This is a genomic window from Shewanella sp. HL-SH8, from assembly GCF_051165765.1.
GTDB classification, from domain to species: domain Bacteria; phylum Pseudomonadota; class Gammaproteobacteria; order Enterobacterales; family Shewanellaceae; genus Shewanella; species Shewanella glacialimarina.
This window is the reverse complement of the sequence record NZ_CP195039.1, coordinates 2,526,665-2,540,952: the sequence shown is the minus strand read 5'-3', so window position 1 is coordinate 2,540,952 and position 14,288 is coordinate 2,526,665. Positions and strand designations below refer to the sequence as shown.

General features: G+C 39.5%; 15 protein-coding genes and 1 tRNA gene. 5 read left to right on the top strand and 11 right to left on the bottom strand.

What is annotated here, in order from left to right:
• Nucleotides 1–42: 42 nt before the first annotated feature.
• The 4 genes from dnaQ (at nucleotide 43) to ACRWQN_RS11165 (ending at nucleotide 3,805) form a co-directional block, all read left to right on the top strand.
• Nucleotides 43–771 (top strand): DNA polymerase III subunit epsilon, encoded by a 729-nt coding sequence (gene dnaQ / locus ACRWQN_RS11180; protein ID WP_434931863.1) that lies wholly within the window; start codon nucleotides 43–45, stop codon nucleotides 769–771.
• Complete coding sequence (locus ACRWQN_RS11175; RefSeq protein ID WP_434937763.1) at nucleotides 753–2,132, top strand: TIGR03503 family protein; 1,380 nt, start codon at nucleotides 753–755, stop codon at nucleotides 2,130–2,132. Before dnaQ ends, ACRWQN_RS11175 begins: the two co-directional genes overlap by 19 nt.
• A 100-nt stretch (nucleotides 2,133–2,232) precedes the next feature.
• A tRNA-Asp gene (locus ACRWQN_RS11170) sits at nucleotides 2,233–2,309 on the top strand.
• Between the two features lie 302 nt (nucleotides 2,310–2,611).
• Nucleotides 2,612–3,805, top strand: coding sequence for an amino acid aminotransferase (locus ACRWQN_RS11165; protein WP_434926160.1), 1,194 nt, complete (start codon nucleotides 2,612–2,614; stop codon nucleotides 3,803–3,805).
• A gap of 43 nt (nucleotides 3,806–3,848) precedes the next feature.
• Here the strand turns inward: ACRWQN_RS11165 and yvcK are convergent, their stop codons facing one another.
• Complete coding sequence (yvcK, locus tag ACRWQN_RS11160; protein ID WP_434937761.1) at nucleotides 3,849–4,790, bottom strand: uridine diphosphate-N-acetylglucosamine-binding protein YvcK; 942 nt, start codon at nucleotides 4,788–4,790, stop codon at nucleotides 3,849–3,851.
• A gap of 154 nt (nucleotides 4,791–4,944) precedes the next feature.
• Here yvcK and ACRWQN_RS11155 point away from each other — a divergent pair, with 154 nt between their 5' ends.
• On the top strand, nucleotides 4,945–5,580 hold the full coding sequence (locus ACRWQN_RS11155; protein ID WP_434926158.1) for a DUF2987 domain-containing protein: 636 nt from the start codon (nucleotides 4,945–4,947) through the stop codon (nucleotides 5,578–5,580).
• A 145-nt stretch (nucleotides 5,581–5,725) separates the two neighbouring features.
• On the opposite strand, the gene ttcA is transcribed toward ACRWQN_RS11155, so the two are convergent.
• The 10 genes from ttcA to ccoO form a co-directional block, all read right to left on the bottom strand.
• Nucleotides 5,726–6,670, bottom strand: a complete 945-nt coding sequence (gene ttcA, locus ACRWQN_RS11150) for a tRNA 2-thiocytidine(32) synthetase TtcA (RefSeq protein ID WP_434926157.1) — start codon at nucleotides 6,668–6,670, stop codon at nucleotides 5,726–5,728.
• A gap of 89 nt (nucleotides 6,671–6,759) precedes the next feature.
• Nucleotides 6,760–7,686, bottom strand: a complete 927-nt coding sequence (gene uspE / locus ACRWQN_RS11145; protein WP_434931867.1) for a universal stress protein UspE — start codon at nucleotides 7,684–7,686, stop codon at nucleotides 6,760–6,762.
• Nucleotides 7,687–7,783: 97 nt separating this feature from the next.
• Nucleotides 7,784–8,536 carry an electron transport transcriptional regulator EtrA gene (gene etrA, locus ACRWQN_RS11140; RefSeq protein ID WP_434926155.1) on the bottom strand — a complete coding sequence of 251 codons (753 nt, stop codon included), beginning with the start codon at nucleotides 8,534–8,536 and terminating at the stop codon, nucleotides 7,784–7,786.
• A gap of 58 nt (nucleotides 8,537–8,594) precedes the next feature.
• A complete protein-coding gene (locus ACRWQN_RS11135; RefSeq protein WP_434937759.1) occupies nucleotides 8,595–9,281 on the bottom strand; it encodes a sulfite exporter TauE/SafE family protein in 687 nt (228 codons plus the stop codon).
• Complete coding sequence (gene ccoS, locus ACRWQN_RS11130) at nucleotides 9,278–9,499, bottom strand: cbb3-type cytochrome oxidase assembly protein CcoS (protein WP_434926153.1); 222 nt, start codon at nucleotides 9,497–9,499, stop codon at nucleotides 9,278–9,280. Before ccoS ends, ACRWQN_RS11135 begins: the two co-directional genes overlap by 4 nt.
• Nucleotides 9,496–11,892, bottom strand: coding sequence for a heavy metal translocating P-type ATPase (locus ACRWQN_RS11125; RefSeq protein WP_434937757.1), 2,397 nt, complete (start codon nucleotides 11,890–11,892; stop codon nucleotides 9,496–9,498). The genes ccoS and ACRWQN_RS11125 overlap by 4 nt, the downstream gene beginning before the upstream one ends.
• A 15-nt stretch (nucleotides 11,893–11,907) precedes the next feature.
• Entirely contained in the window at nucleotides 11,908–12,387 is a 480-nt protein-coding gene (locus ACRWQN_RS11120; RefSeq protein WP_434931869.1) for a FixH family protein, read from the bottom strand.
• A 116-nt stretch (nucleotides 12,388–12,503) separates the two neighbouring features.
• Nucleotides 12,504–13,472, bottom strand: a complete 969-nt coding sequence (gene ccoP, locus ACRWQN_RS11115) for a cytochrome-c oxidase, cbb3-type subunit III (RefSeq protein ID WP_434937755.1) — start codon at nucleotides 13,470–13,472, stop codon at nucleotides 12,504–12,506.
• Nucleotides 13,473–13,477: 5 nt separating this feature from the next.
• Nucleotides 13,478–13,654 carry a cbb3-type cytochrome oxidase subunit 3 gene (locus ACRWQN_RS11110; RefSeq protein ID WP_226415775.1) on the bottom strand — a complete coding sequence of 59 codons (177 nt, stop codon included), beginning with the start codon at nucleotides 13,652–13,654 and terminating at the stop codon, nucleotides 13,478–13,480.
• Nucleotides 13,655–13,663: 9 nt separating this feature from the next.
• Entirely contained in the window at nucleotides 13,664–14,278 is a 615-nt protein-coding gene (ccoO, locus tag ACRWQN_RS11105; RefSeq protein ID WP_226415776.1) for a cytochrome-c oxidase, cbb3-type subunit II, read from the bottom strand.
• Nucleotides 14,279–14,288 lie beyond the last annotated feature (10 nt).

Genomic DNA, 14,288 nt, shown 5'->3' with positions numbered 1-14,288 from the left:
TTTTGGCGCTAGTATACTCATAACCTTAAGATGACTAAATAAATGAATATCATTTCTTCAGCACCACGACAAATTATTCTCGATACAGAAACAACCGGCATGAATCAAGCTGGCGGCCCAATTTACATTGGTCACAGGATCATAGAAATAGGCTGTGTTGAGGTGATAAACCGCCGCTTAACGGGACGTATATATCATCAGTATATTAACCCCGGGCAAGCTATCGATCCCGAAGCCATTCAAGTTCACGGCATAACCGATGAACGTGTTGCGGGTGAGCCTAGATTTCATCAAATAGCGCAGGATTTTATTAACTTTATTGATGGAGCTGAAATTGTTGCGCATAACGCAAACTTTGATGTCAGCTTTATGGATCATGAGTTTTCTAAACTTAATCCAGTCGGTCCTAAAACCAAAGATATCTGTCAAATCCTCGACTCGTTAGCGATAGCTAAGCGTTTACACCCAGGTCAGAAAAACAATCTAGATGCGCTTTGTCGCCGTTATGGTATTGATAATACTCGTCGTACCTATCATGGCGCATTACTTGATGCTGAAATTTTAGCGGATGTTTATTTGATTATGACTGGTGGTCAGATCAAGTTTAATTTATCCAGTGAAAAAGCAGGACAAGAGGCCGGTGGTATTAAAAGAATTGATCAAAATGCGTTTAATCTTAAAGTGATCCGCGCATCGGCCGATGAGATAATATTACATGAACAAAGACTTGATTTAGTTGCTAAATCAGGAAAATGCCTCTGGAGAGGATAATTCACTTAATGAAATCAATGGGTGTTTACACGTTAACGATACTTGCTAGCTTTTGTTGGTCTATTTCAACAGGCAGCTATGCGGCTGTCGCTAATTCAACCACAATGAGTAATTATGTGCCCGCACCCTATGCGATGGAACTGAAAAATAGGTTCAGAATCGATCATAAAGTTGACCAGGTTACGTTAATTGTTCAACGTAATTATGGATCATCCCCCGTGGTTATCGTGCAGCCAGATGGCAGTAAATGGTACTCATCTAGACACCCTGAATCCGTAAAATGGGTAGATGGCATTACTGGCGATATCATTTCAATAGCTAATCCAACGCCAGGTCCATGGCAATTACTTGGTGATGTTTTACCCGGTTCAACTATTGAAAAAGTATCCAAAATTAACATTGATGTTGAACCATTGCCGCAACCTTTATACCAAGGTGAGCGATTAAAAGTCCTTGCACGATTAACCGCTGATGATTTAACCATGCGGATGCCAGGTTTAGAGTTTATGATTGAGTGGACATCAAAGTTTACTAGCCAACATTTACCCACTGATGATAATTTTGCCACTGGTACTATTATAGTTGGAGCATATAAAGACAATGGTGAAGACTTAGATGAACGACCTGATGATGGCATTTTTACTGGCAGTACTAACCTAGAACAACCGTCAGGCCATTATGTATTAAGTGTTACAGCGAGAAACAACATATTTGAACGTGAATATAGTATGCCTTTTTTACTGTCTAAGCAGCCTGTAAACGTAAAAATGGTTGCTCCAGAAGATCCACTAACGGGAACCTGGTATTTAGAGGTTTTGGTCAATGAAGCCGAAGTCTTATTGTCTCAAACCCATATTCAATTTGAGCTTGTTGGTCCTGCTGGTTTGCATGTGCCCGTGGTATTAATGGGAGTGCCAACACCTGAATATATGTTACCTCTGCCTTCAGTTTCAGCGTTTGGTAGTTACCGTGTAAAAGGAACTGTGGCGAGTACTACTATTCGTGGGCGAGAAATACTGCTCAATATCCCTGAAATGTTTTTTAATCTGGTTGAGCCACCGCCACCACCGCCAAGTGCGGAAGAGTTAGCCGAGAAAGCGGCTGTTATCGCAAGGGCAGAAGAAGAAAAGGCTAAAGAAGATGCTGTTTTTTTAATAGCAGTGATAAACGGGGTATTGTTTTTTCTCGGGATCATAGGCTTTATTATCTGGCGTAAAAAGCAGGCTCTTTCAAAAGCGTTAGCTGCTGCAGAGGTTAGATTACAGCAAGAAGAGCTTGAAACTGGCAAAAAGAAAAAAGATGATAGTTTAGATTTAGATCTCGATGATATTGATTTGACGATACCAGATGATAAAAACTAATTGGTTATTTTTTAGCTAATCAAATTAAAATGTTATAAATATCTATTGACGGCATAAACAGACAACTTTATTATTCTCAACGTTAGATTAAAAAGAATTTGGAGCGGTAGTTCAGTTGGTTAGAATACCGGCCTGTCACGCCGGGGGTCGCGGGTTCGAGTCCCGTCCGCTCCGCCAAATTAGAGAAAGCCTCATCAAACGATGAGGCTTTTTTTATGCCCATTGCAAAGTTTATTGTAATAGCAGGGGTGTTTTTTAAAAGCGGCTTTGATTCAACTATAATATTGATATGCCATATTGATTTCATATTTAGCAATAATTAACCATTATTTTGCTGCATTCACATTTAAGTGTGTTTTTTATCTCAACATTCAAAAATCTCACTACTCAGATCTGAACAGCAGTGGTATAAATATCGAAACCACCCAGTACTCGAATCAGTACTCAATCATGTAAGTCACTATTTTAGGAATGTTGTAATGATTTTCTCTCAAGTATCCCAAGCTCCTGCTGATCCCATCTTAGGTTTAACCGATGCATTTAAAGCTGACCCTCGTGCCCATAAGGTTAACTTAGGTGTCGGTATTTATAAAGATGAGGCTGGTCAAACCCCTGTACTCACATCGGTAAAAAAAGCAGAAGCTAAGCTTTTAGAAGTAGAGAAAAGTAAAAACTACCTTGGAATAGAAGGTGTAGAGGCTTACAACAAAGTAGTGCAAACATTATTGTTTGGTGAAAACAGCTCACTTGTTACTAATAACCGTGTTGTTACCGCTCAAGCACCGGGTGGAACAGGCGCATTACGTGTTGCTGCTGAATTTTTATCAACTAACACCACATCTAAAACCATTTGGGTCAGTAATCCAACCTGGGCAAATCATCAAAATATTTTCGAAACAGCCGGCTTGACGGTTAAGCAATATCAATATTATGTAGCTGAAACCCATGACATGGATTTTGATGCTATGGTTGCTGACTTATCTGAAGCAGCACAAGGTGACATCGTTTTATTACACGGTTGTTGTCACAACCCAACAGGTATTGATTTAAACATTGAACAGTGGAAAGTCATAGCGCAGCTTTGTCTTGAACAAGAATTATTACCTTTATTTGATTTTGCATACCAAGGTTTTGGTACTGGTATTGAGGAAGATGCGCAAGGCTTACGTGCCGTTGCTGCTGTTGTGCCAGAGTTACTAGTGGCTAATTCATTTTCAAAGAACTTTGGATTGTATAATGAACGTATTGGTGCTGTGACATTAGTCGCGCAGGATCAAGCTACTGCAGCTCGCAGTTTTAGCCAAATTAAAAGAACTATTCGTGCAAACTATTCAAACCCTCCTGCACACGGTGGTTTGATCGTTAGTACTATTTTGACCGATGCTGACTTACGTCAAGAGTGGGAAAGTGAGTTAACTGCGATGAGAGTGCGTATTGGAGAAATGCGTCTACTATTTGTTGAGAGCTTAAAGGCTGAAGGGGTGACCCAGGACTTTAGCTTTATTTCACGTCAAAATGGTATGTTTAGCTTTTCAGGTTTAAGCAAAGAACAAGTCAATCGACTACGTGAAGAATTTGCTATTTATATTGTGGGTTCGGGTCGTATCAGTGTTGCGGGACTGACCAAAGATAACATGCCTTCAGTATGTCGAGCCATTGCACAAGTTTTATAACACCCAATAATTTCGCGATAGGGTTATGAAACGAAAGGGACTGCTAAGCAGTCCTTTTTAATGCTTTAAATCTACTAACACTACAAATAGCATCACCTAAAGCTAGTTTATCGTGTAAACCTTTGTGATGTGAACTGACTAAACTAAACTGATGAAAGTTAACCTTAGTGCCTGAACAGACTTTAGTGGTAACAGCAGGTGATTTTATATCACAATGTTGGATCACATCACTGATGATATCCTTGCCTACAATTTGATTAACCCAACCAATTTTCTCTTCAATACTAAATTGATTTGCTACCGAATATTCATCCGTTAAATTATCAATAAAGATGACTTTAGCCTGCGATGCTCTAATATATTCCGTAACTTTTGGCAGTAATAAGGGGGGCAGAATACTGGTCAAAAAGCTCCCAGGCCCGAGAATAATCAAATCAGCATCTTTAATGGCTAAGCATGCTTCAATGGTAGCCTCAACTTGCGGCTCTAAACTTAATGCTACAGGTGCCTCTATCATTTCATCTACATTAAGCTCTCCAATGACCTTTTTACCACAACCCATTATTGCCGTTAAATGAGTAGAGGCTTCGGACATAGGAATAATAGAGGTATTTATCTTAAGTATGGTACGCACTAAATTGACCGCATCTAATGGTCGAACACAAAGTTGGTCAAGGGCATGCAAAATAACATTACCTAAGTTATGACCACTTAATTCATTAGTGCCGGTAAAACGGTGATCAAAAAGACAGGCACTTAATGAAGGGCGAGGGGTTAAATGAGACAGACAATTTCGTAAGTCGCCCCATGCAATAGTCTGTTGGTCTTGTCTTAAACGTCCTGTAGAACCACCATTATCTGTTGTGGCAACAATGCCGGTTAATCGATTACCTAAAAAAGATAACGAGGCAAGGACGCGACCCAATCCATGACCGCCACCGATAGCAACGACTTTGTTATAGCTTGATAAACGTTGATTTAACATATAATTACTTGTCTCTTTCCATGAGAAATTAACCAATTGAGTGTGATAGAATAAGCTTTCATTGATTGTATTATACATTACGACAAGACACGCTATAAACATGTGTTTTATACCATATTTGATAGGTGTTTATTGTCCAAACAGGATTATTGATATGTTGTTGCGCAAGTTAGTTGTTTTGGGGATCACATTATGTTCATTTAGTGCCTTTAATGTGATGTCAGACACCGTTTCGTTAGAATATAATAGTTTTTATAATCCACTTAAGCGGGTTAATAAAGGCAGTTATCCGAATGTTGAATTAGCATTTAGTGTTCCAAAATCAGATAATTGTAAAATTATTTCAGGAAATATTACTACTGAGTCGCAATCATTTCCGCTAACGTATACTCAAGAGCAGCGTATATATATTCCATTCAATGAAGATTTAAAGTCAAATCGCGGCCTAATTAATATTGAAGTGCAGGGTGACTCTAGTCAGTGCGGTATAGCAATGCAGGTTAGAGCACGTGAAGCACTTAGCGAATATCGCAATAATCAATTGCAATTAGTGTTAAATGACATGAATGGTCTGCTTGATTCTTTACAAGGTTTTCCAATGAAGTACTTTAGAAAACCACTGTCTGGTTTAACATTTGAGTTTGCAAATGATAAACCCATCATTATGACGTTGAACGGCGAAACTCAGCAGATCAATGAACACTTTACCTTAAGCAGTGAAAAGATTGCATCCTTGATACATTTAACATTTTCAGAAAAGCCAAGCGTAGTGAGCCCCTGGGTTAATTAATTTTGAAAAGTGACTTAACTATTTTTATAGATGCCGAATTGAATTGCCAGTTCAATGGAATATAGCTGACTATCATTGCACGCAAAATTGATCAGAAAAACAAAAAGCCCTGAACTCACAGGGCTTTTTATTAAGTGAATATTTTTTATGGTTTAAATGTCGTCACAATATCAATGCGCTGTGCAGCATCAAGATCGATATGCCCATTGTTGCTAATATCTAGAAAATCAAACGCGGGTAAGTCAGACTCAGCAACATCCCCTTTTAATGGGGCGTCAGCATCGCGTTGTAAACTTAAAAAATCAAATTGGTCGCGATCAACACCTTGGGACGGCGCAGTATTTTGCATAGCGGTAAAGATAGTTTCAATTCTACCTGGATACTGTTTATCCCAAAGGTTAAGCATATCTTTTATCGCACCGCGCTTTAAGTTTTCCTGTGAGCCACATAGATTACACGGAATAATTGGAAACTCTTTTAAAGTTGCATATTCCGCGATATCTTTTTCACGACTGTACGCCAAAGGTCTAATCACCATGTTAGCACCGTCATCAGAAAGTAACTTAGGTGGCATTGCTTTCATTCTTCCACCATAGAACATATTTAAAAATAATGTTTCTATTATGTCGTCCCTATGATGTCCCAAGGCAATTTTAGTCGCGCCAATACGCTGGGCAAAACCATACAAAGTACCGCGACGTAGTCGAGAACATAATGAACAAGTGGTTTTACCTTCAGGAATTTTATCTTTAACGATAGAGTAGGTGTCTTTTTCTAGGATATGATATGCAATGCCTAGTTTATCTAAGTAGGCAGGTAAAACATGCTCTGGGTAACCGGGCTGTTTTTGGTCAAGATTGACGGCAACAATATTGAATGAAATTGGCGCTCGTTTCTGAAGCTTAATTAAGATATCAAGCATGGCATAACTGTCTTTACCGCCAGATAAGCAGCACATAACTAAATCACCATCTTCAATCATGTTGTAGTCGGCAATTGCACTACCAACTTCGCTACGTAAGCGTTTTTCCAGCTTGGTCATACGGGTGATATTTTGTTTAACTTGATCGAGTTGTTCTACTTCAGACATAAAAATGCGCCCAGTAACTGTGTGTTTCAGGGCGCGTATTATTCCAGTAATATCTTACTGGGTAAAGTAGAACTCAAAGATAGCCTGAGTTATTCAGCTAAAGGTGATTTGTAACCGTCGGGTTTGAGCGCTAATAAATCACAATTTAAGCTATCAATAACATGTTCAGCAGTATTACCTATTAATGCGGCTGAAAAACCAGTACGGCCAACTGTGCCTAAAATAACTAATTCAGCATCCAGTTTTTCAGCAAGTTCTGGAATAACATCCTCTGGTAATCCTTCTTCAACATGACAATTTTCATAATCAATATTGTATTCTTGGGCAATATAGCGAACACGTTCTTCATGCTGGACTCTAACACTGTCGTTATAGGCATTGGCATCAAAGTCTGGTAGTTCAATAGCAAGGTTAACCGGCGTACCGGGATAGCCATTGACCAGATGAACTTCGGCGGAAAACTTAACCGCTAAGTCTTGTGCATAACGGATAATCTTGCCGTTTAAATTTTGCTGATCTTCATCTTCTGATGCGACATTAACGGCACAGAGGATTTTTCCTGCAACTGGCCAAGCGTGTTCTTTTACCATTAATACCGGTTGCGGGGCTTTACGCATAAGATGCCAATCTGTCGGGGTAAAAATAACCGCCTTCAGTTTGTCATGTGCGTGTGTGCTTTTAACAATTAAGTCGTAATCCCCAGCAATAGCATGATTAATGACAGATTCGAAAGGGCGGTTATGCCAAACAACCTGACAATCAATAATATCAGGATTGTTTGTTTGTAAAATTAGCTCATTTAACCATGCGGTCCGTTGGTCAATAACACCTTGTCGCATGGCTTCTCTCTCTTGGGCTGACAGTATTGAAGTCATTTCGTAGGAGAAATCAAAAATAGATAAGAAAGCGGTAATCTTAGCTTGGCTTTTTGAGGCTAGCTCAATGGCTCTGTCTAGTGCTGCTTGATGGTCTGTTGTAGGGTTAATAATAACCAGTATTTTTTTATATTCCTTCATATAACCTCCAAAGCCTTTAAATTTAGTGAGTTAGTAATATATATTAGTATCACCTTTTACTCATTAACATAACTTGAACTAGATCAAATAATCATCATTAAGTGGCGATCCGCGCATGTCCTGCCAGCAATCCTAATGCTTGATGATCCACTATTGAAATGTATTTACCATTAACTTCAATGAGACCGGATTTTTGAAAACGGCCTAATAAACGGCTTATGGTTTCAACCGTTAAACCAAGATAATTACCAATATCACCACGAGTCATGGTGAGTCTAAATTCTTTAGGTGAAAAACCACGACTACCAAAACGATTGGCTAAATTATTAATAAAGGCAGCAAGACGTTCTTCAGCATTTTTCTTGGATAACAATAAAATCATTTCTTGATCGCTCATGATTTCACTGCTCATTAAACGCATAATTTGTTGGCGTAATTTGGGCATAACACCTGACAGTTCATCTAAGGTATCGTAAGGAATTTCGCATACCATAGATGTTTCTAATGCTTGAGCAAAACTTTGATGAATTTGCGAGTGAATGCCATCAAACCCAATAACGTCACCCGCTAGATGAAAACCGGTAATTTGTTCATCACCTTGTTCGGTAATGGTATAGCTTTTAATTGTACCGGAGCGAATAGCGTATAGCGCCCGTAAGTTGTCGCCGGATTTAAAAATTTGGTCGCCTTTTTGAACCGGTTTTTTACGTTCGATAATATTATCCAGTTTATCGAGTTCTGAATCATTCAATGTGAAAGGAATGCAAAGTGTCGACATGCTACAGTCATGACAATGAATAGCATTACCTCCAGAATTTGGACGGCGAACTTTGTTTTGATCACTTGGCATAATGGTTCCTAAATCATATCAACATTATCATGGTAAACTAAATCAAATTGGCCAGCCACTAAAGTTGATAAATAGCGGCGTAGATAGTCTGTAAACCAAAACCAATCAGTAATAAGCCACTTATGATTCTTACCGATTTTCTCTGTACCCAATTTGCTAACTTTTTTGCTGCAAGTCCTGCAGTTAACAATGCAGGTAGGGTGCCTAAGCCAAAAGCTAGCATAATAAGCCCACCTTGAAGTGCACTGCCTGAAGCCACTGACCAAGTCAACGTACTGTAAACTAAACCACAGGGTAACCAGCCCCAAACCATACCCGCAAGTATGGCTTGGCTAGGGTGCTGAATAGGTAGAACCCTCTTTGTTAAAGGTTGTATTACCGCCCATAAACCTTTACCTATTTTTTCAATATAAACAATACCAAACCAAATTTGAGCAATGTATAAACCGGTAATAATCATCATAATACCGGCAAAAAAGCGCAAATATAAAAGGTAGTCGTCGACCGCAAACATTGCGCCAAGTGCTGCAGTGCTACCGCCGACAATACTTCCTGCAATGGTATAGCTTGTGATGCGGCCAAGATTATAACTCAGCAAAAAACTTAATTGATTCGCCAGCTGATTACCTGCACGATTAGGAAGATTAGCTGAAAAGGCGCCTATCAAGCCACCACACATGCCAAAGCAATGTGCCGCGCCCATTAAACCAACTAGAAATGCACCAACAAAGTTAAATTCAATCACAAAGGAGTCTCTGGTTTTTCATCACTGTCTTTATGTTTGGCGTTATCGGAATGTGAGAGCTGTTTAGCTTGTTGCTGATTATCATCATCAAATAAAATCGATACACTTTGTCTGTCCAGATCATCAAATTGTTCACTTTTAACGGCCCAGAAAAATACACCCACTGCGATTAATACAAATACCATCGCAATCGGGATTAATACATAAATAATAGTCATAATTTAAGCCTTAGCAGTCGTAAACTGTTACTAACAACAATGATAGAACTTACCGACATACCGATAGCGGCAATATAAGGCACCACATGTCCAGTGACCGCAAGCGGTAAAATAATCACATTATACCCAAAAGCCCACGCTAAGTTTTGTTTAATAATTCGATTGGTATATTTTGATACTGTAATAGCGTCATTGAAACGGGAGAGGTGGTCGCCAAGCAAGATTAGATCGGCACTGTTTTTGGCTATTGCGCTGCCACTTCCCATTGCAACCGAAATATTCGCTCCAGCTAAAACCGGAGCATCATTTATTCCATCACCAAACATGGCAACTTGCTTGGTTTGTTGTAACTGGTTAATTAAATCTAGCTTTGATTGTGGGCTCAGTCCTGAGTGCACATCAGTAATACTAAGCCGCTTGGCTAAGAAGTTAGCATGACCTGAACTGTCTCCTGTCGCCATACTTATCCCAATAGATTGATCTTTTAACGTTTGAATCACTTTTTGACTGTCAGGCCTAATGTCATCGTTTAATTCAAATGACGCCACTAACACATTAGCAATACTTAAATACACATGTTGATGCTCAACACTTTTATGATTAGGCAGATGTTCAGTTTCTTGTAAACAAAAAGCTAATGACCCTAACTTAACGAGCTTACCTTTTAAATACCCTTGTACACCTTGGCCTACTTCATGACGTATGTCATCAATAACCTGATTAATATCGTGGTAAGGGATAAACACCTGCGCAATAGGGTGCAATGAACCTTGCTCTAATGTAGCCGCTAAAGATAAGGCACTGCTTTGATCAATATCTGCAAATAATTGCACAGAGCCCAGCGACAGTTTACCGCATGTCAATGTGCCTGTTTTATCAAATACAACATGATTGATGTTAGGCAGTTTTTCAAATACACCGGACTTTCGAGTAATAATGCCTAATTTAGTAAAAATTGCTGTGGCACAGGTCACTGCTGTTGGCGTGGCGAGCGCAAGTGCACATGGGCAAGTAGCCACTAAAACAGATAGGGTCACCCAAAATGCATCTTCAGGCGAAATTTGTAGCCAAATAAAATAGGTGAGGGTAGCAATAGTTAAAATAGTGGCCGAAAAATAGCGGGCTAATCTATCTGCTAATAAGGCAATGTTAGGCTTATTATTAGAGGCAAACTCTTGTAATCGAATAATTTCAGCAACTAATTGATCTTGGCCTAATGCAGTCACTTCAACTTCAATTGGCTGGTCAACATTTATTGTTCCTGCATAAACCTGCTGATTAGCTTGCTTTAACACCGGCATTTGCTCACCTGTGAGCATAGATTCATTAAGACTTGATAAACCTTTAGTAATGATACCGTCTGCCGCAACAATATCGCCAGGGCGGACTAATATAATATCGCCCACTTTAAGTCTTTTTGCTGCAACCTCTATTGCTTGTCCATCTTGCATAACATGTGCAGTGACAGGTACCAGCTTATGTAAGTTACTTGAGCTAACAGATGCTTTTTGTTTTGCTTGCTGCTCGAAGTAGCGCCCCAATAACAAAAAGAAAGTAAACATAGAGACGGATTCAAAATACACTTCGCCATTACCATTAACCGTTGCAATACAACTTGCTATATAAGCACCGGCAATAGCAATAGACACAGATAAATCCATGTTCAACCTACCTAAAAGTAGGCTGCGAATGGCGCTAAAATAAAAAGGCTGTGCAGAGTAAAATACTACCGGTGCAGCAAATATCATGCTTACCCAGCGAAAGTAATCCCTAAGTTCCACATCTAAAGCTGAAAAATAGCCTGAATATAAGGCGAGGGCAAACATCATGACCTGCATGGTTGCAAAACCCGCTAAACCTAAACGCAGCAAAAATTTTCTGCTTTCTGCTTTACTGAGTTTTTCTTGGTCATCAACTTGATAAGGTGCCGCCTGATAACCAATGTCGCTGATTTGTTTTAGTATGTGACTTAACTCAACATCGTCAGCATGCCAAGTTACTATGGCGCGTTGAGTGGTTGAGTTAACATTAATGCTGGCAACACCTGATAAGGTTTTAACTTTATGCTCAATTAGCCAGGCACACGCAGCGCATGTTATACCATCAATAGATAAAGATAGGCTTTTAAGGGTACCCTGTTGGTGTACTAAATCCTGCTGTACTTCGGGTAAATCATAAGCACTGAATTGATTTAATCCCTCGGGAATGAGCGCACTTTGCTTATTGCCTGGCTCACTTCTAAATCGATAATAGTTAGTTAATCCTGCATCGATAATCGCTTGAGAAACGGCCTGACAACCAGGGCAGCACATTAGTTGTACTTGCCCATCAATGATTGTGGTAAATTTATCTGCGGTTAAAACCGGTTCATTACAATGAAAACATGATGTCATTAGGCACAGCTCGGGTTAGTTTAACCAATACTCAACGTTATCTGTTATATCTATACGTTGCTGAATGCGCCATGTAGCATCAAAACCTTCAATACGAATTTCCCAAGGGCCCATAATAGACTCATCTAGCGGGATCCGATAAATACCTGAACCATCAGCAGTCACTTTTAAATCAATATCTTGTGTTTCAAGCGTTCTGTGATAAAAATTGATACTCAAAGCAGCAGTATAGGCGGGGCCTCCGTGCTGGGTTATCTCAATCATATTGTCATTAATTTTCGCCAAATACTGCATACCAATTTTTTTTGCATGGTTTATTTTACGTAAATCTTGGTTAATGGCTTTACCTTCTTTGTAGTATTCTTCTGCCACTAATGAGTCAGAGTTATCTAAGGCGATATACAATAAGTTAAAGCTGGCAACAACGGCACAAAGTGGCAATATGATTAAAAACCAAGGCCAAAACTGCTTATACCAGGGTTGAATATCTGACATGGGGATTCCTAAGTTAGTCTGATTTCTATAAGACTATTTTACAGGTTAACTGCTTAATTATCACTTAAAAAAAAGGCCTCGTTTGAGACGAGGCCTTCACTATTACAGTTATGTAACTATTTGTTTGATAAACTATATACGTAAGCAGTAATTACGTGAACTTTCTCTTCACCTAATATGGCTTTCCATGCTGGCATCACACCAGCACGACCGTATTGTATCGTATGAATAATATCACCACGACTACTACCATATAACCAAATATTGTCAGTTAAGTTAGGCGCACCGATGAACTTATTACCGCCACCGTCCATGCCATGACAAGCAAAACAGCCTTTCATAAATGAACCTTGGCCTTGCGCAGCAAGTGTTTCATCATGTTCACCACCAGACAGCTTAACCACATATTCAGCTAAGCCTTTAAACTCGCTTTCTTCAATGGGTAAACCACCTTTAGGGGGCATCATGCCATTACGACCATTCATCAATGTAGTCTTAATGTCTGTTAATTCACCGCCATACAGCCAGTCTTTATCTGTAAGGTTAGGGAAGCCCTTTGAACCACGGGCATCTGAACCATGACATTGCGAACAGTTTTGTAAAAATAGACGACCACCTACTTTCAGTGCTTCTTCATTTTTTACTAGCTCTTCTAAAGGTGTCGCTAAATAGGCATCAAAAATTGGGCCGTATTTTTCATCAGCATGTGCCACTTCACGGTCATACTGAGATAAACGGTTTTCAGCTTTTGCAGCTTCCAACGCAGCGGCAGAATCAATTTTTATACCTTGTTCTGTACCAATGCTTTGGTTTGAACTGGTCCAGCCAAATAGGCCTTTATAGTTACCAAGTCCTGGGTACATGGCTAAATAAATCAGACCAAAAACGATAGTAATATAGAACATATAAGCCCACCACTTAGGTAGTGGGTTATTGAGCTCTTCAATACCATCGAAACTATGGCCCATTGATTCGCCTTCTTCAATGCCGGTATTATTTTGCGACATTTTACGAAGGATGAAAAAACAGCCTGCAATCACGATTAGTGTGAGTACGGTAATCCAAATACTCCAGAAGTTACTCATAATCATTACTTCTGCTCTCCTGAGTCTTGCGACTTTGTTGGTTTTTCATCATCTGCGAATACTAAGTTAGCCGCTTCGTCAAATTTCGACTTGCTGTGCTTACTGTATGCCCAGAAAAAAATACCCACAAACGTCACCATTACAATAATGGTTAAAATGCCTTGAAAAGTGCCGTAATCCATCATTACCTCCTACTTGAGTGCGTGACCCAAAGACTGTAAGTATGCGATTAGTGCATCCATTTCTGTTTTGCCTTCAACCGCTTTTTGAGCACCGGCCAGTTCTTCTTCGGTGTAAAGTTTATCTTCAGGATGAAAATTACTTAAAATTTCCATTTTCTTCTGGGTCAACTTACCGTCTAAGATATTGTCCATAAGCCAAGGAAAACCTGGCATATTTGACTGAGGTACCACATCGCGAGGATTGATTAAATGCACTTCATGCCATTTGTCGCTATAACGACCACCAACACGTGCAAGATCAGGACCTGTACGTTTAGAACCCCATTGGAAAGGGTGATCCCAAACAGATTCACCAGCAACAGAATAGTGACCGTAACGCTCAGTTTCGGCACGTAAAGGACGGATCATTTGGCTGTGACAGTTATAACAACCTTCACGAACGTATATATCGCGACCTTCAATCTGTAATGCAGTATAAGGAATTAATCCTTCTACTGGCTCAGTGGTATCTTTTTGAAAGATAAGCGGGGTAATTTGCACTAAACCACCAAAACTAATGGCGATAACAGTAAATATACCGAGCAAACCGACATTTTTTTCAATTAACTCATGACTAAATTTCATCGTATCTGCT

What these genes read in the sequence shown, in the direction of transcription:
- ACRWQN_RS11120 (WP_434931869.1), bottom strand. Translation starts at nt 12,387, where the DNA reads ATGTCAGATATTCAACCCTGGTATAAGCAGTTTTGGCCTTGGTTTTTA.
- etrA (WP_434926155.1), bottom strand. Translation starts at nt 8,536, where the DNA reads ATGCCAAGTGATCAAAACAAAGTTCGCCGTCCAAATTCTGGAGGTAAT.
- ACRWQN_RS11175 (WP_434937763.1), top strand. Translation starts at nt 753, where the DNA reads ATGCCTCTGGAGAGGATAATTCACTTAATGAAATCAATGGGTGTTTAC.
- ccoO (WP_226415776.1), bottom strand. Translation starts at nt 14,278, where the DNA reads ATGAAATTTAGTCATGAGTTAATTGAAAAAAATGTCGGTTTGCTCGGT.
- ccoS (WP_434926153.1), bottom strand. Translation starts at nt 9,499, where the DNA reads ATGACTATTATTTATGTATTAATCCCGATTGCGATGGTATTTGTATTA.
- ACRWQN_RS11125 (WP_434937757.1), bottom strand. Translation starts at nt 11,892, where the DNA reads ATGACATCATGTTTTCATTGTAATGAACCGGTTTTAACCGCAGATAAA.
- ccoP (WP_434937755.1), bottom strand. Translation starts at nt 13,472, where the DNA reads ATGAGTAACTTCTGGAGTATTTGGATTACCGTACTCACACTAATCGTG.
- yvcK (WP_434937761.1), bottom strand. Translation starts at nt 4,790, where the DNA reads ATGTTAAATCAACGTTTATCAAGCTATAACAAAGTCGTTGCTATCGGT.
- ACRWQN_RS11165 (WP_434926160.1), top strand. Translation starts at nt 2,612, where the DNA reads ATGATTTTCTCTCAAGTATCCCAAGCTCCTGCTGATCCCATCTTAGGT.
- ACRWQN_RS11155 (WP_434926158.1), top strand. Translation starts at nt 4,945, where the DNA reads ATGTTGTTGCGCAAGTTAGTTGTTTTGGGGATCACATTATGTTCATTT.
- dnaQ (WP_434931863.1), top strand. Translation starts at nt 43, where the DNA reads ATGAATATCATTTCTTCAGCACCACGACAAATTATTCTCGATACAGAA.
- uspE (WP_434931867.1), bottom strand. Translation starts at nt 7,686, where the DNA reads ATGAAGGAATATAAAAAAATACTGGTTATTATTAACCCTACAACAGAC.
- ttcA (WP_434926157.1), bottom strand. Translation starts at nt 6,670, where the DNA reads ATGTCTGAAGTAGAACAACTCGATCAAGTTAAACAAAATATCACCCGT.
- ACRWQN_RS11110 (WP_226415775.1), bottom strand. Translation starts at nt 13,654, where the DNA reads ATGGATTACGGCACTTTTCAAGGCATTTTAACCATTATTGTAATGGTG.